The 21,930-nt window shown below is 64.3% G+C and carries 13 protein-coding genes; 7 read left to right on the top strand and 6 right to left on the bottom strand.

The genetic code is table 11. The features are described from left to right. Window positions 1-18 precede the first annotated feature (18 nt). Window positions 19-3,204, top strand: a complete 3,186-nt coding sequence (locus ACFLIT_RS05640; protein ID WP_479910362.1) for an efflux RND transporter permease subunit — start codon at window positions 19-21, stop codon at window positions 3,202-3,204. 77 nt (window positions 3,205-3,281) lie between these two features. On the opposite strand, the gene ACFLIT_RS05645 is transcribed toward ACFLIT_RS05640, so the two are convergent. Then, a complete protein-coding gene (locus tag ACFLIT_RS05645; RefSeq protein ID WP_479910222.1) occupies window positions 3,282-3,557 on the bottom strand; it encodes a hypothetical protein in 276 nt (91 codons plus the stop codon). Between the two features lie 187 nt (window positions 3,558-3,744). Here ACFLIT_RS05645 and ACFLIT_RS05650 point away from each other — a divergent pair, with 187 nt between their 5' ends. Continuing rightward, on the top strand, window positions 3,745-5,469 hold the full coding sequence (locus ACFLIT_RS05650; RefSeq protein WP_479910223.1) for a DUF1800 domain-containing protein: 1,725 nt from the start codon (window positions 3,745-3,747) through the stop codon (window positions 5,467-5,469). Between the two features lie 2 nt (window positions 5,470-5,471). Next, window positions 5,472-6,692, top strand: a complete 1,221-nt coding sequence (locus tag ACFLIT_RS05655) for a DUF1501 domain-containing protein (protein WP_479910224.1) — start codon at window positions 5,472-5,474, stop codon at window positions 6,690-6,692. 19 nt (window positions 6,693-6,711) lie between these two features. On the opposite strand, the gene ACFLIT_RS05660 is transcribed toward ACFLIT_RS05655, so the two are convergent. The 3 genes from ACFLIT_RS05660 to ACFLIT_RS05670 all read right to left on the bottom strand — a co-directional run bounded on the left by ACFLIT_RS05660 (window position 6,712) and on the right by ACFLIT_RS05670 (window position 11,341). Continuing rightward, window positions 6,712-9,372: a TonB-dependent receptor gene (locus tag ACFLIT_RS05660; RefSeq protein WP_479910225.1), complete on the bottom strand. Its 2,661-nt coding sequence runs from the start codon at window positions 9,370-9,372 to the stop codon at window positions 6,712-6,714. A gap of 257 nt (window positions 9,373-9,629) precedes the next feature. Then, window positions 9,630-10,826 carry a site-specific integrase gene (locus ACFLIT_RS05665; RefSeq protein ID WP_479910226.1) on the bottom strand — a complete coding sequence of 399 codons (1,197 nt, stop codon included), beginning with the start codon at window positions 10,824-10,826 and terminating at the stop codon, window positions 9,630-9,632. Continuing rightward, window positions 10,823-11,341 carry a hypothetical protein gene (locus tag ACFLIT_RS05670; protein WP_479910227.1) on the bottom strand — a complete coding sequence of 173 codons (519 nt, stop codon included), beginning with the start codon at window positions 11,339-11,341 and terminating at the stop codon, window positions 10,823-10,825. The genes ACFLIT_RS05665 and ACFLIT_RS05670 overlap by 4 nt, the downstream gene beginning before the upstream one ends. Window positions 11,342-11,636: 295 nt before the next feature. On the opposite strand from ACFLIT_RS05670, the gene ACFLIT_RS05675 reads away from it, so the two are divergent. Further along, complete coding sequence (locus ACFLIT_RS05675) at window positions 11,637-11,978, top strand: helix-turn-helix domain-containing protein (RefSeq protein ID WP_479910228.1); 342 nt, start codon at window positions 11,637-11,639, stop codon at window positions 11,976-11,978. A 1,568-nt stretch (window positions 11,979-13,546) separates the two neighbouring features. On the opposite strand, the gene ACFLIT_RS05680 is transcribed toward ACFLIT_RS05675, so the two are convergent. Then, window positions 13,547-16,099 (bottom strand): S8 family peptidase, encoded by a 2,553-nt coding sequence (locus ACFLIT_RS05680; RefSeq protein ID WP_479910229.1) that lies wholly within the window; start codon window positions 16,097-16,099, stop codon window positions 13,547-13,549. Between the two features lie 57 nt (window positions 16,100-16,156). Continuing rightward, on the bottom strand, window positions 16,157-17,155 hold the full coding sequence (locus ACFLIT_RS05685) for an AAA family ATPase (protein ID WP_479910230.1): 999 nt from the start codon (window positions 17,153-17,155) through the stop codon (window positions 16,157-16,159). 256 nt (window positions 17,156-17,411) lie between these two features. Here ACFLIT_RS05685 and ACFLIT_RS05690 point away from each other — a divergent pair, with 256 nt between their 5' ends. The 3 genes from ACFLIT_RS05690 (at window position 17,412) to ACFLIT_RS05700 (ending at window position 21,489) form a co-directional block, all read left to right on the top strand. Then, the gene (locus tag ACFLIT_RS05690) at window positions 17,412-18,413 is read left to right on the top strand and encodes a hypothetical protein (protein ID WP_479910231.1); all 1,002 of its coding nucleotides are present in this window, start codon (window positions 17,412-17,414) and stop codon (window positions 18,411-18,413) included. 482 nt (window positions 18,414-18,895) lie between these two features. Next, a complete protein-coding gene (locus tag ACFLIT_RS05695) occupies window positions 18,896-20,125 on the top strand; it encodes an ATP-binding protein (RefSeq protein ID WP_479910232.1) in 1,230 nt (409 codons plus the stop codon). Continuing rightward, window positions 20,122-21,489: a DUF6414 family protein gene (locus ACFLIT_RS05700; RefSeq protein ID WP_479910233.1), complete on the top strand. Its 1,368-nt coding sequence runs from the start codon at window positions 20,122-20,124 to the stop codon at window positions 21,487-21,489. Before ACFLIT_RS05695 ends, ACFLIT_RS05700 begins: the two co-directional genes overlap by 4 nt. Window positions 21,490-21,930: the final 441 nt, after the last annotated feature.

Here is a 21,930-nt window from a genome sequence, read left to right on the forward strand (position 1 = left end):
TAAGGACCCAAAGTCATGATGCTCTCGACCCTTTCCGTTCGTAGGCCGGTTTTCGCGGCGGTGGCCGCGATCATCCTCTGCGTCATCGGCCTGGCGGCGTTCTTCGCCCTGCCGGTGCGCGAGCTGCCGAACGTCGATCCGCCCCTGGTGTCTGTCAGCACCAGCTACACCGGCGCTTCGGCTGAGGTTATCGAGCAGCGCGTCACCCAGACGATCGAGCGTCAGGTGTCGGGCATTCAAGGCATTGACCGGGTCACCTCGACCAGCCGCGACGGCCGGTCGAACGTCAGCATTCAGTTCCTGTTGAGCCGCAACCTCGATGACGCGGCCAACGACGTGCGCGACGCGGTGAGCCGCGTCACCCGGCAACTGCCGCAGGAAGCCGACCCGCCGACCATCGCCAAGGCGGACGCCGATTCTCAGCCGATCATCATCCTCGATCTCGAGTCGGCGACGATGGAACGGCGCGAGCTGGCCGACTACGCGACCCGCTATCTCATCGAGCGCCTCGCGGTGATCCCCGGGGTCGCTCAGGTCAACCTGCAGGGCGCGCAGCAGTACGCCATGCGGATCTGGATCGATCCGTCAGCCCTGGCCGCCCGCGGCCTGACGGTTGACGACGTCCAAAGCGCCCTCAGCGCCGAGAACGTCGAGCTGCCGGCCGGTACGCTCGAAGGCGAGGCCACGGACTTCACCGTTCGCGTCAATCGCAACTACGCCACCCCGGAGCAGTTCGCCAACCTGCCGATCAGCGCCACGGGCACCGGCACGCTCTCGACGGGCGGTGCGTTGGGCACTTCCGCCTATGTCACCCGCCTGGGCGACATCGCCCGCGTCGAAGAGGGCGTGAACGAATGGCGCCGCATCTATCGCACCGGCGGCGGCGACCGCATCGGCATGTCATTGACCCGCCAGTCGCAGGCCAACGACATGCAGATTTCAAAGAACGTCGAGGAGGCGATCGCATCGATCAACGAGGGCCTGCCGAAAGGCACCAAGCTCTCGCTGGCCATCGACAACACCAAGTTCACCGCCGAGTCGATCGCCGAGGTGTGGATCACCATGGCCATCTCGCTGGCCTTGGTCGCGATCGTGAACTTCGTTTTCCTGGGCAGTCTGCGGGCCGCGATCGTACCCACAATCGTGGCGCCGATCTGCGTGCTGTCGTCGTTCATCATCATGGCGCCGCTGGGCTTTTCCCTGAACCTGCTGACCCTTCTCGCCCTGGTGCTGTCCATCGGCCTAGTGGTCGATGACGCCATTGTGGTGGTGGAGAATATCCAGCGACGGGTAGACGAGGGCGAGCCGCCTCCGGTGGCCGCCGAGCGCGGCGCCAAGGAAGTGTTCTTCGCCGTGGTCGCCACCACCATCGTGCTGATCTCGGTGTTCGCGCCGCTGATGTTCATGCCCGGCTTCACCGGCCGCCTCTTCGTCGAATTGGCCGTCGCCATCGCCGGCGCCGTGTTCTTCTCGGCGATCCTGGCGCTCAGCCTGTCGCCGATGTTGTCTTCGAAACTGCTGCGACCCGCGCAATCGGAAGGCTGGCTGGCGCGCAAGGTCAACGCCGGCATGGAAAGCCTGCGCAACTCCTACGAGCGCTCGCTGCAGTTCATTCTCGGCTGGAAGCTGGCCCCGATCGTTGTCGGCCTCGTGGTCGTCGTCCTTGCGGGCGCGGCTGTCGGCCTCTTCATGTACCTTCCGAAGGAAGTGGTGCCGCCGGAAGACCGCGGTGTCGTGAACATGCAGTTCTCCGGCCCCGAAGGCGCGGGCTTCGAATACACTGCGGCGGCGGGCGCCAAGATCGAGCCGATCATCAAGAAGCTGCAGGACGAGCACATCGTCGAGCGTTATTCGATGACCATCCCCGGCTTCGGCGGCGGCAGCTTCAACTCCGGCTCCGTGAATATGCGCCTGGTGCCGTTCCACGACCGCACCATGAGCTCCGACGACGTGGCTGCCCGGATTAACCGCGAAGTGGCTTCCGTCACCGGGGTGCGGGCGAACGCCAATGTTCAGTCGGGCTTTTCGCGCGGCGGCGGCGGCGGCGGCTCGGGTCTTTCGATGATCGCAGCCGGCGACGAATACGCGACCATCTATCGCTGGCTGCAGCCGATCCTCACCGCGGCGGAGGCGAATCCCGGCCTGGTGCGTCCGCGCATCCAGTACGAGCCGACCTCGCCCCGCGTGTTGATCGATATCGATCGTGAAAAGGCGGCGGCTCTCGGCGTTTCCGCCCGCACTGTCGGCGGCGCCCTGCAGACGATGCTCGGTTCGCTGCGCGCCACGACCTACATCAAGCGCGGTCAGGAGTACGACGTCATCCTGCAGACCGAGCGCGCCGAGCGCCGTACCGAGGGCGACATCGCCAACCTTTATGTCCGGGCCCGCACCGGCGAACTGATCCCGCTGTCGAGCGTCACCAAGACCCAGGTGATCGGCGATGCTCCGGACCGTCGCCGCGTCGACCGCATGCGCGCCATCAACCTCTCGACCTCGGTCGCCCCCGGCTACACCACCGGCCAAGCCATCGACTTCCTGAAGGCCGAGGCCGCCAAGCAACCGGGCAACATCGTGATCCAATGGGACGGGGCCGCGCGCGACTACCTGGAATCGTCCAACAGCATCGGCATCGCCTTCGGCTTCGCCCTGCTGATGGTGTTCCTGGTGCTCGCGGCCCAGTTCGAAAGCTGGATCCACCCGGCGATCATCATGCTGACGGTGCCCCTGGCGGCGCTGGGTGGGCTGTTCGGCCTGCTGATGGCGGGCTCCACGGTGAACACATACAGTCAGATCGGTCTGATCATCCTTATCGGGGTGGCCGCCAAGAACGGGATTCTGATCGTTGAATTCTCCAATCAGCTGCGAGACCGCGGTCTGCAGGTGAAGGAAGCGGTGATCGAGGCGGCCGGCCTGCGCCTGCGTCCGATCATCATGACTTCAATCTCGGCGGCTTTCGGCGCCCTGCCGCTGATGCTGTGGCAAGGGCCCGGCGCCGGCAGCCGTCAGACGATCGGCGTCACTATCTTCTGCGGTTCGGTCTTCGCGACCATGCTGACGCTTTTCGTGGTGCCGGTGTTCTACAACCTGCTGGCGCGCTTCACGAAGTCGCCGGAATGGATGGCGCGCCTGATCGAGGCCTACGACAAGGACTCCCCGGCCGGCGAAGGTCATCATGGCCACGGCGCGCCCGCGCCGGCGGAATAGCCGACCGGATTCCGAAAAGCGACGGCCTCCCCGCGACGGGAGGCCGTTTCGCCATGGGCGCAGCAGGCGGGCCTGCTTCAGGCGCCGGTTTCGATCCTGCGAGCTCGTACGCGCGGGGCGTTGGCGGCGAAGTCCTCGGCCGTGCCCAGGCGGGCGTTGCAGGCGGGGCAGCGAATTGTTTCTTCCGGCGCCTCGGCGCCGGTCAGCGGCACGTTCGCGCCGCACGGCTTGCACTTCCATCGCACGCTCGGGACAGCCGGGGCCTTCACCGGAACGGGCGCGGGCGCCTCGACGCGCAGAGGCGGCGGGTTCTTCAGTTTCAGTATCGGGCGGCGGGGCGGCTGGTCGGACATTGGCGGCGGCTCCGCGCGAGCGGAGAGAGACCTCATGAAAACGTTCAAGCCGTCCCTCATATCGGTCTTGGACCGTCTCGGGTAGTCGTCTGGCCAGCGCGGCTCTCGGGGGTTGATTGACGCGGCCGGGTGGGTCAGAAAATCCACCGCCGGCGGGGCGCTGGTCTCTCTCGAAAGACGCGTAAGCATGGCGAATGAGCTGACTCCGATCGCCCAAGGCGAATGGTCGGCCCAGAAGGCGGCCCATCTCCTGTCGCGCGCCGGTTTCGGAGGCACGCCTGAAGAGGTGGCTCGCCTGGCGGCCATGTCGCCCGTGGAGGCCGTCCGCAGCCTCATCGCCGTCGATCGGGCCGACAACCGCCACCTGGCGGCCTTCGATCATTCCGGCGTTCATGACCCGGCGCTCGAACCCTTTCCTGAAAGCCGCCCGGCGGCGACGGACCTCGCCAAGCGGACCGGTCAGTCCATGGGCGTGAAGGTCAAGGCCTCCGGCAATCGTCGCATCCAGCCGGTGGCCAACCGCTTCTTCTACTGGCTGCGCGCCAGCTATCTGGAAACCGGCCGCGTCGCCTACTGGTGGGCCAACCGCATGGTCGCCAGCAACGCGCCCCTGCAGGAGAAGATGGCCCTATTCTGGCATGGCCATTTCGCCGTCAACGAGGACAAGGTCCGCGACTATCGCAAGCTGCTGATTCAACTGCAGCTGTTCCAGGAGAAGGGACTGGGCAGCTTCCGCGACCTCACCGTCGCCGTCGCCCAAGACCCGGCGATGCTCTGCTTCCTCGACGCTCGCAAGAACGTCAAAGGCGCTCCCAATGAGAACTTCGCCCGCGAGATCATGGAACTCTTCACCATGGGCGTGGGCCATTATAGCGAGAAAGATGTCCGCGAGGCGGCGCGCGCCTTCACCGGCTGGGATTATGAGGACACCCGCTTCGTCGTTCGCCCGGAAGCGCACGACGATGGCCCGAAGACCTTCCTGGGCCGCACGGGCAATTTCGACGGCGTGCAGGTGATCGACATCATCATGCAGCAGCCGATCACCGCCGAGTTCATGGCCGGCAAGCTTTATCGCTTCTTCGTTCGCGAAGACCTCGATCCCCAGCTCCAGAAACAACTCGGCGATGTCCTGCGCAGCAACGACTATCGCATCGCCCCTTTCCTCGAGACGCTGTTCCTGTCGCGCGATTTCTACAGCGACGCCTCGATAGGGGCTGTGATTCACAGCCCGGTCACCTTGGCGGTGGCGACCTACCGCAAGCTGGGCCAGACCAGCGTTCCGGGCGTGCCTGACTTCAATGCCGCCACCGGCGCGCTCGGCCAGCGCCTTCTTGCCCCTCCGACAGTCGCCGGCTGGGCCCAGGGGCGGGCGTGGATCACGCCGGGCCTGCTGCTCGAACGCGGAAACTTCGCCCGCGATGTCCTCTTCCCCGACATCAACTTCGTGCCGCCAGACCGCTACGCTCGCGATCCGGAGATCAGTCGCGTGGCTGACCGCATCCGTGACGGCCTGGATATCACCAACGCCACCAGCCAGGCCGAGGGCGTGGTCGTCGCCGAGGCCAATCGTCAGGCCGACCGCGACGAGGAGTTCAACACCCGCTACGCCAGCTTCCGCGGCTGGCAGATGGCTATCCAGCGCGTGAAGGCGATCCCGCGCGACACCGCCCGCCTCGACCTGTCGTCCATGGTCCGCCAGGCGAAGCTGCAGACCACGGGCCAGACCGTCGACTACTTCCTCGGCCGCTTCCTGACCGTGCCGCCCGGCCCGGAGGCCCGCGCGCGCCTGATCCGCTTCCTGGATCAGGACCTCGGCACGTCGGACATGGCGGTCGCCGACACCTATATGGAAGACTCGCTTCGCATGCTGGCTCACCTGATCATGAGCCTGCCCGAGTATCAGTTGAGCTGACCATGACCGACGACCACGTCCATCACGGCCTTACCCGTCGCGGCCTTCTGCAAGCCGGCGCCGCCGCGGGTCTGGCGGCCTCGCCCCTGATGTTCGCCCCGGCGGCCTTCGGCCAGACGCGGGCCGATCCGAACCGCATCCTGGTCATTCTTGAGCTTTCGGGCGGCAACGACGGCCTCAACACTGTCGTGCCCTATGGCGATGACGCCTATTACCGTCACCGCCCGAAGATTGGCCTACGCAAGGAGCGATTGCTGACCCTGGACGACCACTACGGTCTCAACGGCGGCATGACCGGGCTCAACAAGCTCTACAAGGACGGCAAGGTCGCCATCGTGCACGGCGCCGGTTACGCCGACCCGTCCTTCTCCCACTTCACCTCGATGGCCTATTGGCACACCGCCGCCCCCAACAGCGGCGAGCAGTACGGCTGGGTCGGGCGTCTCGCCGACGCCATGGCCCCGAACGCTCCGGCCAACTTCCTGATCAACATCGGCGCCACCCAGTCGCTGGCCGTGCGGGCGCATCGCCACGTGCCGGTGGTGTTCGACAACCCGGCCAACTTCACCCGCGAGATGTTCTTCGAGGAAGGCGAGACGCTGCGCGCCGCGCCGGAGACGGGCAGGGCGGTCAACGCTTCACAAGGCTTCCTGCGCGATATCGCCCGCAGCGCCAACGACAGCTCGGCCCTGGTCCGCAAGGCCTGGAGCGACTACCGCTCGCCGGTCGATTACGGGATCACCGATCTTGGCCTGCGCCGCGTGGCGGCGATGATCGGGGCGGGCCTGCCGGCGCGGCTCTACTACACGGCCTACGCCAACAACGCCTTCGACACCCACGTCACCCAGAACGACCTGCACGGCCGCCTGCTGACCTACACCTCAGACGCCATCTCGGCCTTCATGCAGGACATGGCACGCCTGGGCCGCGCCAATGACGTCACCTTGATGGTATTCTCGGAGTTCGGCCGCCGGGTGCCGGAAAACACCAGCCTCGGCACCGACCACGGCGCGGCCAACGTCATGTTCGTGATCGGCGACAAGGTGAAGGGCGGCCATTATGGCGAGCGGCCCAGGCTCGACAAGCTCGACGCCGGTGACAACCTGCCGTTCACGACGGACTTCCGGCGCGTCTACGCCACGATGGAGCAGTCCTGGCTCGGACAGCCCCCGGCGGCGCAGCTGCTCAACGGGAGCTTCCAGCCGCTCCCGTTGATCGCCTGACCCCTCCTCAGACCTCGTCCTAGAACTTGTAGGACAGGGTGGCGCCCGCCATGCGCGGCGGCAGCGGCAGGCACTGCGTCACCCCGCTGGTGCGGGCCACGCCGAAGCTGCCTTGCGGCGATGAACCCAGCACGCCCTGAGGCTCGGCCTGGCAGGCCTTCTTGTTGGCGGCGTTGGTCACGAAAACCGCGAAATCCGCGTTGGAGCCGCCAATGTTGGCCACGTCCATACGCAGGTTCACCAGGGTGTAGTCCGTGGTCAGCTGCTGGCGGTTGTAGGGCCGCTCATCGGCCTCGTTCTCGGCCTGCCAGTAGGCGCGCGCGCTGAAGGTGACCTCATCGAACTGCAGTCCCGCCAGGCTTGTGACCGGCAGGGTGTAGGTCCCGCCGTAGCTCACCTGCCACTTCGGCAGTGGGAAGGGGGTGCCGGAGAGGTTCGTCGTGCCGGTGGGCAACAGATAGCCGGCCGGCGGCGAGAAGGTGTAGTCGGTGTAGACCGCGTCCAGGTAGCTGCCGGCCGTGCTCAGCGTCAGGCCTTCGATCGGTTGAGCGATCAGCTCCCACTCAGCCCCCTGGATACGCGCCTTGCGGGCGTTGAGGGTGACGTTGTCATTGCTGGCGCCGACGCATTGGCCCGCGTTGAACAGCGCCTGGGTGCAGGGCTGGGAGCCCCCGCCGGGCGCGGGCGCCGAGGCGATGGTCACGTTCGGCAGGCTCGTCTGAATCTGAATGTTCTTATAGTCGGTGTAGTAGACGGCGAAGTTGGTGCGCACCGGCATCCCAGCCAGGCTCCAGTCGGACTTCACGCCCAACTCGTAGTCCAGCACCTCCTCCGGCTTGGCCACGATCACCGCCGGATTGATCGCCCCGCTGTTGATCGCGCCCGAACGATAGCCGGTCCGCGCGGTCGCATAGACCATCGTCTTGTCGGTCAGGTTATGATCGATCGCCAGGGTCCAGGTCGGCTTGCGGAATGTCCGTTCGACATCGACCGAACACTGCGACAGCGGTAGCAGCACGCCCGCCGTGGTGGTCAGGGCGCACGCGCGGGTCTGCCCGGCGTATGCGATGCCGTTCAGAATGTAGGAGGTCGGGTCGAACACGCCGTTCGGCACGGTGGCCGTCGTCGCTGGGCTGGCGGGCGTGCGCATGGTCTGGGTGGCGAGGAGCGCTTCGCGCTCGTCGACCGTGTATCGCGCGCCGGCGGTCAACCGGGTCCTGGCCGTCAAATCGTAGGTGCCCTGCGCATAGGCCGCGTAGCTGCGGTTCTCGCCGCCGTTGCGGGTCGAGTCGGTGTAGGTGATCTGCCGGCCCGCCGCCGCCGCCGGAATATTCCCCGATGGCAGGTAGAGGAAGTTGGAGTCGCCGTCGTTGGCGCTGGTTTCGCGGAAATAGAACAGCCCCGCCGTCCACTTCAGGCGGTCGTCGAAGCTGCGCCCGTTCAGGGTCGCCTCCGCCTGGTACGACTTATAGTCGGGCGTCCCATAGACGAAGAGGTTGGTGGCGTAGGGCAGGCCGCGGCTCGAGGCGATGCCAGAGGTGTCCCAGTTGCGGAAGGCGGCGGTGACCTGCAGGTCCAGCTTGTCGTTCAGCGCCTTGTCGACCTGCGCCGAATAGGTCTCGTAGTGGCCGACGCTGTAGTTGGTCAGCGCCTGCTCGGTGGTCCAGAAGCCGCGCGACTTCACACGGGCCACCGAGTTCAACAAGGCATTGTAAGCCGCCGGATCGGTGTTCACCGTCCGTGTCGCTACGTTCGAATAGTAGGGCTCGATCCGGTGACCCAGCAGGTCGGTGAAGCCGGTGCAGGCGCCCGGGATGTTGCAGATCGACGGCCGGTTGCCGGGGGCGTTCACCGTGCCCTCGTAGAAGCCGACGTCGGTGTAGGCGATGCCGGTGCTGTGGTTGGCCGAGAGGTTGGCGCGCAGCAGCACGGTCAGGCTGTCATCCGGCTTCCATTGCAGCGAGAAGTTTCCGGCGATCCGGCGCACGCCCTGGGCCGGCGTGTTGTTCGTGTAGCCGGTGGCCGGATCGAAATAATAGTTCTTGATGTAGCCCTGCTGCTCGCTCCAGGCCGTCGCGGCCCGGAAGGCCAGCTTGTCGCCCAACGGGATGTTCAGGGCGCCTTCAAGCTCGCGGCGGCGGTAGTCGCCGAGCGTCGCGTTCACATAGCCTTCGAACCGGTCGGTGGGCCGCTTGGTCTCGTAGAGGATCGCGCCGCCGGTCGTGTTGCGGCCGACGAGGGTGCCCTGCGGCCCCTTCAGCACCTCCACGCTGGCCACGTCGAATAGGGCGCCGTTCAGGCCCACGGGGCGGGCGTAGTAGACTCCGTCCACATAGACGGCGCTGGCCGTGTCGAACTGCAGGCCCGTGGATTCGAAGTTTCGCTGGCCGCGGATGGTCACGTTGATCGTGTCGGTGCGGAACGTCGACTGGGCGATATAGACCGAAGGCGCGGTCGTGCGCAGGTCCTGAAGATTGTCGATATTCAGCCGGTCGATCGACTTCTGGTCATAGGTCGTGATCGAGATCGGCACCGTCTGGGCGATCTCCTCGCGCTTGCGCGCCGTCACGATCACCGGATCGAAAACGGTCGAATCGCCCGGCGCCTCGACCTCGTCCGCGAAGGACGGCGCGGCGAAACCCACCGCCGCCGCGAGCACGGCGACCGAAAGCGACGCCAATAGTTGAGTCCTGCGAACCATTCCGTTCCCCCGAAAGCGACCACGAGCCCGGCGTTGCGCCGCCGGGTCACTGCTGAGGCGGCTATTCGCCACAGGTAACAATTGCGGGCAACCCGCAGGGCGCTACGGAAGCGCTCAATTGAGGGGGAAGTATGGAGGCCTGGCCCGGAATCGAACCGGGGTGCACGGATTTGCAGTCCGTAAAGGTGGTTTGATAACGTTCAGCTTTTCGGACGCATGTCGCGTCTATGTCGCGGTCAGGTGAAGAATGCGCGCTCCGCAGCGGCCAATTCCTCGCCGTCGTCGTCGGTCGGGAACAGGTGGCCATAGACATCCATGGTCATCACGATGCTCGAATGGCCGAGCCTTTCCTGGACCTGTTTCGGGATTAGGCCGAGGCCGCCTTCGGCCGGCCGGTTGATGCACCATGAGGCGTAGAAGTGCCGAAGAGCGTGCAGGCCGGTATATTTGGCCGCCAGAATTGGCGCGCCATGCTCGTCGCGCTTCCCGATGTCGACGGTCACACCGGCGCGGATTACCGCGGGGATCAGGCCTCTGCCGCGAATGGCGCGGTGGCTTTCGACCCCGCCCTGACGGTTGGGAAAGACGAGGTTCAACTCACCGATGGGGCAGGCTAGTCGCCACTCCTTCAGGGCATTCGCGACGAGCGGCGGCAACGGCAGGGTCCGGGCACTGCTCTGGGTCTTCGGAGCGCCCAAATTGTTGAAGCGGTCCGCACGCTGAACCACATGCAGTTCGCGCCGATCGAGGTTGACATCGTCCCATCGCAAACCGCGCAGTTCCGACGCGCGCAATCCGGCGAAAATCGCCGTCAGAAGCATTGGACGCCACCGTCCCTCGAGGGCCGCGATGATCGCCTTCGTCTCGCCCGGCGTTGGGATGTGAATGCCGATGCGCAGCTTGCCCTTCTGGCGGCGCTCGGCCCGATGCTCGCGGCTGCCGCGACGCGCGCGCATGTCTCGGATCGGGTTTCGCATCGCCTGGCCACGCTCCTGTGCGTCGGCAATCATTGAGCCCAGGCTGACAAGAATCTTGCGAACGATGGCAGGGGAGCGACCGAGGGTCCTTAGCTCGTCCTCGAAAGCGCGGATGATCGGCACGTTCAGAGCTGAGACCTTTGAATCACCCAGCAGCGGGTTGATGTGCAGGCGCAGGTGTTGCTCGTACTGGGCCAAGGTCGATCGCTCAAGGCCGGCCGCCTCGGCGGACGCCAGCCAAAGCGCGCCAGCTTGTTTTACTAAGATGCTGGCGGAATCCGCGACGTGTAAGCCCTGACGAACCTCGACCTGAGCTGTGGCGGCAAAGGCATCGGCGTCCTTTTTGCGGGTGAACGACTTGAGTCGTCGAACGCCTTTGACATCAGTGTAGTCAACTACCCACCCGTCGCGCCCATCGCCCGCGCGGGTAGTCCATCGGCGTCGGCGGACGCTCACGACGGTTTCACCAATGGAAGCTTCATCGCCTCGCGGATGGCTTTCGCTTTTGCTTCCAAACGGGCTTCGTATGCATCAACTGCAGCCTTGGCCTTCGCGATCTCGGCTGCGTCAGGACGATCTCGGTGCTTTGCTACCGCATAATCGTGCTCTTCAGGCGTCGGCGCGACACTCGGAAGCGACCGCAGAATTGACTCAACCAAACCGACAAAAAGGCGTTGTCCGGCGTCAGTATTGAGGGGAACCCCAAAGCGCTCGATAGTGCGCGCGCCCTCGGCCATTGCCAGAATATGGCTAGCAACGCTGAGCCCGCCCAGGATTTCGTGCGCTGTTGCGCTGCCTTCGAGAGCATTCACGATTAGTCGCTCTGCCTCTTGGCTCTGAGTGCGGCCCGATGCTCTAGCCATTGCCTCCAATCGATCCTTCGTCTCGGCAGTCACTTTCAGGCCGAGGGAAACACGGGAGCCAGCTGCTGCAGCTTTTGGAGGACGACCCACTCGTCTGCTCTGATCCATTTTTCCCTCCGCCCGTGAATTTCTCACGAACCTTAGAAAGTCATTGTCATTCGATTATGACTGCGATAGCTGATTGGTAATTTCTGTCAATCGTGAGAATTACCTATGGCCACATTTGGTAAGCGGCAATCGGGCGATATCGTCTGGGGGGCGGATGCAATCGCGGAGGAAATTGGTCGCGGGCGCAATGCCACCTTCTACCTTCTTAATGCTGGAGCTCTTCCGGCAAAGAAAGTCGGCGGCCGATGGGTCGCATCTAGGCTGAAGCTTGCGGCCTTCTTGAGAGGCGAAGCAGATGAGTGAGTGCGTCAAGCATCTAGGAGCGCCGCATGGTCGACGCAGCGCAAAACAGGTAGCGCCGATCTTCCGTCTGTTAGAGTGGGCGCTGGACGCGGATTTGGGGAGCGTCAATGAGAAAGCGGTACTGTTCGCTTTGATCAAGTATGCCGACCGAAAACACACCTGTTATCCCTCTCAAGACACCCTTGCGGAAAAGCTTAGCCTGTCCCGCGGAACAGTGAACAAGGCTCTGGCGAGCCTGCAAAAGCGCAGTGTGATTGCACGTCAGGCCCGTCGGGCGAACGGACGACGGTTACCCGACTTAATCTTGCTCAAGCCGCCTTTCTCACCGAGTTGATCGCCGCAGTGTACGTCAGGCGGACAGCGAAATGTTCAACGTGGCCTGGGTCGAATGTGCACATCGCCAACAGTAACTAGCCACTGAACTGGCCACTTGTCCGGCGCCCGCACGCGGACAAGGAACCGGCCACCGCGCCCTCGCGCGGCTCCAACCCCAGTTTTGTTGGTGAACGAGTTGCCGAATGGCTCGACGAGAAGAAGACGAGATACGACGTACGTGACTTAACTGTTGAGTTGGCACAGGCCACCCACCAAAGCCCACTTTAGTCGCTCTTGTTGGCAGAGGCCCGTACGCCAAATATTTCGCCTACGGCCAGACTATCAGCCGGTAAGCAAACGGCTGGTATCGATTACTTCTTTCCCCAGCGTCAAATGGCCCGCAGCGGTACACTTCGAAGTCGATGTTGTTCAAACATGCATGCCACGGTAGCCGCAAACCAACGACCTGGGGGGGGGGGGTACTAAACATCGCGCATTTAGGGAACGGACCGGTGGGGGACCTGCTCTGTGAAGAAAATCGAGTTTTGGGAGGGGGGGCTATTCGGCGCTTCGCATCGACCGCGCTTTAGCTAGCGCCTTTTCTCTAACCGCTCTGACGCCGCGCGAAGGTCTTGTGCCCCTGCTTCATAAACAGCGCCAGCAAGAGCGAGCGGCTCGACTTCCGACCCGTCGATTCTCATTCCAGTGATGATCCAAATTTCGCCTTCGCGCTTTGTCTCGCACGAAAATAGGGCGCGGATTGGTGTGCCGAAGGCGTTCGCCGAGTCGATGTGGAGGAATACCGTGCTTGAATTCTCAGCCTCCGTCACATCGACAAGCTCAGCTGTGCTGGGCGTTCTGAGGAGGTTGGTCGCCACGTTTAGGCACTGTCGACCTCGATCCGACATCGCGATCTGGTTGGACTTCGAAGGCGCACAGGCGCTTACGAGTTGCAGCACTAGGACGCAGATCGTCCACCAAATGGCGGTCTCTGATTGTCCATATCTGCAACCTCTCAGCGGTCGAAATTTGCCGCGCATATCCCAGTCCCCGTCTTCTGATCGGGGAGTTGGAAAGCCTCGGTTAGGAAAGCCGCGCCAGTCTTTAGGCTTGCGCCCTGGACATACACTGACGCCTCCCCGACCCAGATGGATCGAGGAGTGCTGATGACGGCGCACTCAGTCCGCCTAACCGAGGGGTTTCCACGCCCCAGCTTGCTTGCAGCAAGCCGAGCGCAACTAGACGCGAATGGCGCATTCGATACAAGTGCCAGTCATTGACCACTTGCGTGGACGCCAATGCTGTCGGTGCCCTCCGAGCGCTCCGCAACTTGAAATTGGAAGGAGGTTGCAGGCATTGCGGGAGGGAGCCATTTAGGTTCGTCCGCCAATGACTCTTAGCTGACGTTGGGAAGGTCCGTAGGTGGGCGGTTGCCCTTCGGCCCTGGAACCTAAATCCGGTGCGCCCTCTCAGTGACTCGAAGGCGAAGTTGGCCAAGTCTATAGCGGGCCGGTCGCGAAGGTGGGTATCAGGCGAAGCGGTGAGTAGTCTGAGCTTCGATCTTAAATGAGCCTAGAGCTTGCGGCTCTAAACCGACACGGCGATGGCGATCTCGGCGGCTTTAACTTCGACTTGAGCGGCGACCTCGGCGTGCAGATCGATCGCTTGCCCGGGGGCTTGAATCGAGATCAGCAAGCTGTAGCGGCCGCGGTCGTTGACCCGCCGCTGCCCCAGGTGCGACTTCCACCAGCCGCGGACGGGAAAGACCGCGACCGCGTCGTGCAGCGCCAGGTCCACGGCGCGTCCCCGCCACAAATCGCAATGCAGGGAGCCGGCGGAGACGGATTTCGGGCCGAGAAGCCAATAGCTCGCTTCGCCCTTGGCGGCCTCGTCGTCTTTGTCCTGGGCTGCATTGACGCGTGATCGGAACTTCGCCGCCGTCTCGCCGCGCCGCTTCATCGCGAAGCGCAAGCCGAAGGCGCGGTAGGTGTCGGGCCGGGTCGCGGCGCGGCCGGTTAGGTTCGGCTCGGGGAAGTAGGACAGTGTCACCTTCATGGTGACGATCTCGTTTTCCAGCGCCTGCAAGGCCTGGCGGGGCCAGGGCAGGTCGTAGAAGTGCATCTCGTTGTAGACGGCGCGGCCATCCTGAGTGAGCGCGAAGGGCTGGATTTCGGCCTGGGCGGTCAGGGTCAGGGCGTTGCGCGCCGAGGCAATGGCGCGGTCGATGTCGGGAACGCCGAAGCCGACCCGGCGCAGCAGGCGCTGGCGCGCCGCCGCCGTGGCGGTTCGGCCGGTCTTCCAGTGATCGCCGCGTCCGATGAGTTGGGAGCGGATGGGCGCAGGCCATTCGGCGGACTGGACGGTGAGGGCGCGATAGGTCTCCGGCCATAGTCCCGGGAGGGCGGCTTCCAGTCGGCCCAGGAAATGCCCCGCCAAACCGGTCGCGGCGCTGGTCGCCCAGATCGGCGTCAGCGGTTCGGCCTGAACGTCTGAGCCGGCCGCCAGCAGAGAGACCGACGGGTTCCAGGCACAGAAGTCCGCGGCGTCGACCAGCATATTGCCGGCCTCGAACAGCACCTCGGGTTTGATCGGCGTCAGATCGTCCGCCAGGGTGTCGGAACCTCTGCTGAAGGGGCTCAGAGTATTGGCGGCGACGAGCGGGCGCATCGGCGCGTCCTCGGGCGCGACTGTTTCCTTGGCGGTGTAGCCGCCGATCGACAGGGCGTTCCAGCTCTGGGCCGGATCCTCGATCGGCTGCGGCGCGAGAACCTGCTCGCGCATCCCGCCTTCAACATTGCCGGTCGCGACCACCAGCAGGCGCTTGGGGCGCATGGTGGCGGGTCGTGGCGGATCGCCGATGTCGCCGATCAGGCCGCCCGACGCCGCTTGATCCAAGGCTCCGCTCCAGCCGGAGGGCCGTTCGGGCGAGAACTCATCCGTGGAGCTGGCGAGACAGAAGGTGCGGGCCGCATCGCCATGGGCGATCTCGATTTGAGCTATGGCGCCTTGGGTGACAACGCCGTAGTGGGCCGGAGCTGTCTGGGGCTGCAGGCGGGGGGGCAGCAGCTTCATAGAGACCGCAGCATGGGTCATGACGACCTGGCGTTGGTCGGTCATCGCCAGCGCCAAGTCGCCGTGCAGGACCAAGCTCACCATTCCAGTGCCGTGACCGCCCGCCGGCGCATGGTCGTCGGTTCCCCAGGCTTCGTCGTAGGTCAGCGCGCCGGCAAGTCCGGGTGCCAACAGGGGGTGCGCCGCCGAAACGCCGGTGTCGAGGACGCCCACCAGCGGGGCGCCGCGCGGCGGCCCGGTAAGACGACCTTGCAGCTCTTCGACAAAGTCAGCTTGACCGATCACGGCGTCGCCGCGCTCGAGAAACGGCCGGATCGTGTCGGTGGCCTTGCGGATCTCCGCTAAGGCGCCTGGCGTCTGCGCCGCGAAAAGCAGAAGATCAGCGGCGCGCGCGTGCGCCATGACGATGGTCGTGTCGGGGAAATAGAGGCGCTCGGGATGAATCTCGAACCCTCGCGCCCGCGCCGCGGCCGCCACGCCGTCGGCAAGACTGGGGCGGGTCCATAGCTCCCACCAGCTCGCCGACGCGTCCGGGTCAATCGGGCCGGTGAACAGGGCTTGCGCCGCCGCAGCAGCAATCGTTTCGATCACTTCGAAACGATCGACGTCGGGCCGTTTGCGATTGCCGAGATTGCGGCTGCCGTAGGCGGCGATGCGCTGCCTCAGAAAATCCTGCGCGGCATCCGGAACGAACAAGACCGCCCCTTCCGACCGATCATCGTTGCGCTGCGAGCGCAGCAAGGCGATGTCTTGCGCTGCGAAATCTAACCCTGGAAGCTTGGCCGCTTTGCTGCGCGAGCCGTGGGCCGGTGGCAGGGTGTCGACCGTGATCAGCGCCCCGAGCGGCAGGCCTGCGAGGTTGGCACGGCCATCTGAGGCTGGATTCGGCGGCGGCGGCAGGGCGGCGGCCAGCTGTACCAGCAAGCTGTCGGCATGGGCCGCGTAGTCGGCGCGCAGAGGCTTGCGCGACTGGGCGTTGGTCGGGGCGGTGAAGGCAGTTGTCACCCGCCAAGCGTCTATCGCCACGTGCGGCCGATCACGCCTGTCGAAATCCTCCGGCTCCGCCATTTACCCCTGCTGTTGCGAATCGCCCAGGGTCCGAGCTTAGCCGTCAGGCGCTATCGCTCAAGTCGAGCGATTGAACTTTGCGCGGAAGGCTTGCCGATCCCGGAAGGCGTCGGCGAGCATTGGAGCCGAGATCGTCTGGCCGCCTTCCATGATCAGACCCTTGACCACGGCGTCAGCGGCGCGCGCCAACTCGCCCTGGCTAAGGCCTCCGATGAAGGGCGCGACCGCTGACCAGGTCTTGGCGGACAGCTTGATGCGACCCAGGCGGCGCTGCACAAGTTGCCGCGCGCCTTCCATGTCCGGTAGGCCGTAGGCGATCACGTCGTCAAAGCGGCGGGCCAGGGCGTTGTCGAGGATCTCGACATGGTTGGTGGCCGCCACAACAAGGCTGTCGGTGTTGTTGGGTTCTTCCATGAAGGCCAGCACCGCGTTCAGAACCCGGCGGATTTCCCCCACATCGTTAGCTTCCGCGCGCCGCTGGCCGATCGCGTCGAATTCGTCGAGCAGATAGACCCCGCGCGTCTGAGCGATCTGGTCGAACAGCTGTCGCAGCTTGCCGGCCGTCTCACCGAAAAACCGGCTGAACAAGGCTTCAAGGCGCACCGTAAACAGAGGCAGCTTGAGCTCGCCCGCCAGCGCGGAGGCGGTCATAGTCTTGCCCGTCCCGGGCGGGCCCACCAGCAACAGGTGGGTCGCTGGGATTTGCCCGTGGTCGCGAAGCGTCGCTCTTTGACGCTGCTCGCGTACCATGCGGTCGAGCCGCGCCCGCAGATCCGGTGCCAGCACCATGCTGTCGAGCGCAACCTTCGGATACGCGCTATCGACGAGGCCCTGGAGCTCGCTCCGTGGACGCGCGAGGGGAATGGGGGCTTGGCCACTGGCTGCGAAGCGCCGCTGGTCGCGCGCCTTTTGCACCAATCGCTTCAGTCGATCGGCGTCCTCCATCCGACCGGCGCGGGCCTCGTCTGCGGCGACCTGCAGGACAATTGATAGGACGTGCTCGCTATCCCCCTCTATATGCGAGGTCAGGAGGGCGGCGACTTGCTTGGCTGACATCGAACTCCCTCCCTTTCCCGGTCTAGAGGGGCCTTGCCCGAAACCAACGCCTGAAAACGCCCGGAGACTACGCCCGTTGGGGCGTTAACGCTCAGTTTACGCTAGCCCATAGCGTCCCTTGGACGCGAGCGCCATGCTCGCGATGACCCAGACGAAAGCGCTGGCGCTGAGATAAGACTCGCGCGCCCAAGTTTCTAGTTTGTTCCTTGGGGTTATAGGGTGGCAACTTGTCCAGCCACACGCGACGATGGTCGTGATGCCGTGGTTGGTCGGGGAGGGTGTTGTGGCCGGCGGTGACGCATATCGGGACTACTGCATAAGCCTGGCTTGCCGCGGCGCCGACCCGCAAGTCATCGAAGGGGTGCACTTCGACCTGCAACATGACGATCTCTCGCGCGACGTATGGGAGCCCGTTCACACCCTGGATTGGCCCGTCTGGGCCGACCCCTATGCCCCGCGTCTGCTATTCCCCTGGTCCGACGCGCGTGACCGAGCCATCTTCGAGCAGCGCGGCGGCGGCGTCGAAGTGAAGGCCGGCGATACCATTTGTATTGGAGCGGTCCTGACCTTGCCGGTGAAGACCGAGCGCGGCCCCCTCGACCATCCTCAGCACCAGGAGCGGCTTTGGGCCCGCCTGAAGGTCGTGCGCAAGAACGGCGCATCGGCAGCGGTTGAGCCCGGCTGGGCATTTCGAGGGGTGCAAGACGTTTTGACGCCGGCCCGATCGTCCGAATGGTCACGGGCGCGATGGGCGCTGGTCGCGAGGTTCGCCGCGCTTCTGGGGATCGAGGATCCTGACGACTACCTCCTCGCGAAACGCAAGGATGATTGGGAGCGGCTGCTGGCCGAGGCCGATCCAGCCCTAACGCCGGCCGGGAGGGCGTTGTGGGCGGCGGAAGTCGACTATGACGAACATGCCGGCTTCGCCTTCGGCTATCTGATGGGGAGGGCCGAGGCCACCGCCCTCCTGCTGCCGAGCGCCGAGCGCGCTCAAAAGATGCGACAGGACGCGCTGGCAGCGGCCCAGAAACCGAGACGCGCGGGCGAACTCACCCGCGCGGCGGCGGCGGGGTTGCTTCTGCGAAACCCGGACATGTCCCTCAAACGTTGCGCCGAAGTCGTCGCCGATGAGCGGGGTCTTCGAGACGCCAAGAGTGTGCGTAAGACCATTGAGTCCTTGTTTCTGCGCGACGCTGAAGGGCGTTGGCGCGCCAATCTCAACGCCGTGCGTGCGGCGGCGGTCAAGGTGGGGGGATAAGCGGCGCTGGCGCCAGGTTTGTGCGGGCATCAGCGGCGCTCGCCCCCCTGTAACCCTGCTGCTGGAGCGCAATTTCCGGGGCGAGGAGAAAGCCCATGACCCCAAAGCCTCAAGATTGGTTTGCCCTGACCCTGCAACTGTTGGCGCTGACCACCGCCTGCGTCGGCTTGTTCCGCGCTCTGGTCTCCTAGGCGAGGGCAGGGCGCGTGAGGCAATGCGGTCGTAGCTCCAGCGGCTTGCAGGTGTCGCTGACCGCTGAGGCATCCACGCTCTCTGCGCTGCTGGCGGATGAAACGAGCTTGGCGATCGCCGATCTTCCGACGTCTCATCTCTCGCTAAACATAACGCGGCCTCGCGATCACGGCCTGAAGGTGAGGCCTATAACCTTGTACTCGCGCCTGGCGGTACGCACGAGCCTGGGTTGTGGTGATGGTGGACGAACCAAAGCGACGCTTGCATACCCGTGACATGAGAACGTCTGCGTGAACGTAGAGTCGGAAAGCCTGGCCGGTAAGGTCATGAAGGTCCTGGCCGTCGACGAGACGGACGGCAGGGTCCACGTGCGGATTCTGGATGGGCGCACGGGTTGGTTCACCGCTCCAGAGCCTCTGCCTGCCAAAGGCGACGTTTTTCTCGTCGATGAGTACGGCCAGCCTCAGCCCGCTGAGAAATCGCTCTGGCCCGAACACAAGGCGATCGCCATCGTACGGCACATCGACGACGATGGGTCCGTCCTGCTCGACAACGGGCTTTCGATCATCACGGCCGCCAACGACCTGAAGATCGAGCTGAAGACGAACAACACCGTCGAATACAACGAGTCCGACGGCGTTCTGCGCTTGATCTCGACCACGCCCATCCGTAGCCGCGACTTCGGTCTCGATGAGGCGGAAATCCTCACCGAGTATCTCGTCAAGCCAGGCGCCGAGGCGCTGACGTTCGAGGATTTCGGGGGCTATCCGGCGGTCGTCGCCCAGGCGCGGGAATTGATCGACACCCAATTTCGCTTCCGCGAGAATTTGGAGATGATCGGCGCTAAGCCCTTGAAAGGCATATTGCTGACGGGGCCTCCGGGCACGGGCAAGACGCACCTGGCCCGCATCATCGCCCAGGAGTCCGCAGCTGACTTCTTCTTGATTAGCGGTCCGTCCGTCGTCAGCAAATGGGTCGGCGACACCGAGAGCACGCTGCGCCGTCTCTTTCAGGCGGCGACGGCGAGTCCAGCGGGACGAGCCATCATTTTCTTTGATGAGATCGACAGTCTTGCGGAGCGAAGGACCGCGACGTCGCACGACTATTCGAACCGGCTAGTGGCTCAGCTCCTGACATTGCTCGACGGCTTCGACAGCACCGGCAAGAGTGTGCTTGTCGTGGCCGCGACAAACCGCATCGACTCGCTCGACCCAGCTCTAACTCGTCCTGGCCGGTTTGACTGGGAGATCGAGTTTGGCGAGCCCGATCTCCAAGATCGCCTTAATATCCTGCGCGTCGGGGCCCGTCGGTTGAAGACGACCGGTGAACTGCCCCTGTCTGATATCGCCGTCTTAAGCGCGGGGTGGTCAGCGGCGAAGTTGACGTCGCTTTGGAGCGAGGCGGCACATATCGCCGCGCGTGACCAACGCGCCGAAATTTCGAGCGAGGACGTCGCCCTAGCCTATGAACGGATGGCCCAGCGCCCTGACCGCGCGGTTAGATCGGGAGATGCGACGTGAACCTCTTTCGACGCTGGAAGCGCTGGCGCGCGAGGGGGCGCGCCGAAAAGGTCAGAGCCAAGAGGCCACCGACACCCTTGCGCGAGTTCGTTTATCTCGACGAGGTCAGCCTGCGAAGCCTGCTGTCGTCTCAGACCGGTGAGATGACCGAGAGTAAATCAGAGCAGGCGCTCGACGCGTTGACGGCGGAGTTGAACACCAAGATCGCAGCCGACGCCCAGGTGGCCAAGGCGGAACTCACATCCAAATTCCAGACGACCAACAGCAGCACCCTGCAAACCTCGCGCAAGGCCACCGTTCAATCGTGGTTTCGGGAGCTTCATGACCTCCCGGGCTTAAAACTGATCGAGCCACGCACAGAGGTCTCCGCCGCCAAGAAACTGGAGGCCTTGACGCTGAACGCCGACACCTCGGTGGTTGCGCCGACATCAGCACTTTCGCGGGGTGCCCTGGTCGAGTTTCGCGTGGGGCTCACAGCCGATCCGATCTTCCACATGGGTACCATGGTCTCGGAGTTTTCGGGGATGGTCGAAGACTTCCCCGAGATGATCGCGAATCCTGACGCCAAGGCGACGTTCAAGGAGTTCGAGCCGCTCAACAAGATCTTGCAGAGATTGCTGGCGGGTCTCATCCCGGTGCGAGGGCGCGCCTTGGACTATTGCGTCGTCGTCATTGCCGGTGTGGAGTATGTCGTGCACCGGAATGCCTGCGCAGGCCTGGGCCTGGGGGAGCGTCAGCTCGAGATCGTAGGGGTTACCGAGCACCTTGCCTATTGGAAGGATATCCGGCGGGTTCTGTTTTCCGGCGCTGAATTCACGTTGCTTTGCCGGATCTCTAGAAGCGGCCTGCACGACACTTGGACGCCGGTGAAGCTGGCTGACCTCTTCAGCCAAATGGCGCCGGACCTGGTCGAGCAGCTCAACGCTGCTGGAAAGCTGCCGTTCATCTCGGGAACGCTTCCGGCGCCAGTCATTACGCCAGCCTCAACGAACGCGACCCGCCTTCGTGACGCGCTTAGGATCTATGTCGACCTATGTCTCGAAGAGCTGGGGCGCACGCTCACGGCCGAACAGACCAGCGCAGTCGAGAGGGAAATCGATCAGATTAAGCACCTGGCCGAAACCGCGTCCGATCAACGAAGCGCCTTCTTCGCCGTCGAGCAGGCGTTGACTGCCGCCGGCGTCGCGATGGTCAGTCCGGCCCGCAATCTGGAGTTTCGCGACGCGGCGCGTGCCAGGGCTGGCGTCTCCCTCTTTCCCAGCTTGTCGCGAAACGAACCTGCACGCCAGTCAGCAGCCGTTGTTGAGACCTTAAGCGAGCTTCCTCGCATATTGGATGTTGAGGTCGTTGCTATCTATTGGTGAGCTTGGTCAGCGTCACCCAGGTTAGGCCGAGCTCCAGCCTGACCGATCGAGGTCCTGGCAAGGACTGCCTCAATGTCGTGTTTCTGGAGCACGGCCTGGGTCTGCAAATGGCGCAGAGCCGAATCGAGACGGGCATTTGGCATTCAGCGATCAAATGGGTCAGGGGCCGGATCGCGGTCCTCAAGGTGCGATGGCGTGCCGTCAACTCGCTTCGAGAGGAAGCCAACGCCCTCAAGGCCGGCGCGAATAAGGGCTGCGAAGAAGGCTGCGCCCTCGCCAAGCCTGAGGCGCGCCCTTGGCGGCGGTGGAGTGACGGTAGGGGCTGAGCCTGTCGGAATCTGTGCCATCGACTCAGGATCGACCGTTAGCGCCCGATATCTTTGATGCGGCGTAATCGCCACGCGCTTTGCGCTGGATCATGGCATGGATCGCTTTTGGTGG

Source organism: Caulobacter sp. HJHS_5 (assembly GCF_056683955.1).

Coding starts and splice junctions, on each gene's coding strand:
- ACFLIT_RS05650 (WP_479910223.1), top strand. CDS start 3,745: ATGGCGAATGAGCTGACTCCGATCGCCCAAGGCGAATGGTCGGCCCAG.
- ACFLIT_RS05685 (WP_479910230.1), bottom strand. CDS start 17,155: ATGTCAGCCAAGCAAGTCGCCGCCCTCCTGACCTCGCATATAGAGGGG.
- ACFLIT_RS05645 (WP_479910222.1), bottom strand. CDS start 3,557: ATGTCCGACCAGCCGCCCCGCCGCCCGATACTGAAACTGAAGAACCCG.
- ACFLIT_RS05670 (WP_479910227.1), bottom strand. CDS start 11,341: ATGGATCAGAGCAGACGAGTGGGTCGTCCTCCAAAAGCTGCAGCAGCT.
- ACFLIT_RS05680 (WP_479910229.1), bottom strand. CDS start 16,099: ATGGCGGAGCCGGAGGATTTCGACAGGCGTGATCGGCCGCACGTGGCG.
- ACFLIT_RS05655 (WP_479910224.1), top strand. CDS start 5,472: ATGACCGACGACCACGTCCATCACGGCCTTACCCGTCGCGGCCTTCTG.
- ACFLIT_RS05640 (WP_479910362.1), top strand. CDS start 19: ATGCTCTCGACCCTTTCCGTTCGTAGGCCGGTTTTCGCGGCGGTGGCC.
- ACFLIT_RS05690 (WP_479910231.1), top strand. CDS start 17,412: ATGCCGTGGTTGGTCGGGGAGGGTGTTGTGGCCGGCGGTGACGCATAT.
- ACFLIT_RS05675 (WP_479910228.1), top strand. CDS start 11,637: ATGAGTGAGTGCGTCAAGCATCTAGGAGCGCCGCATGGTCGACGCAGC.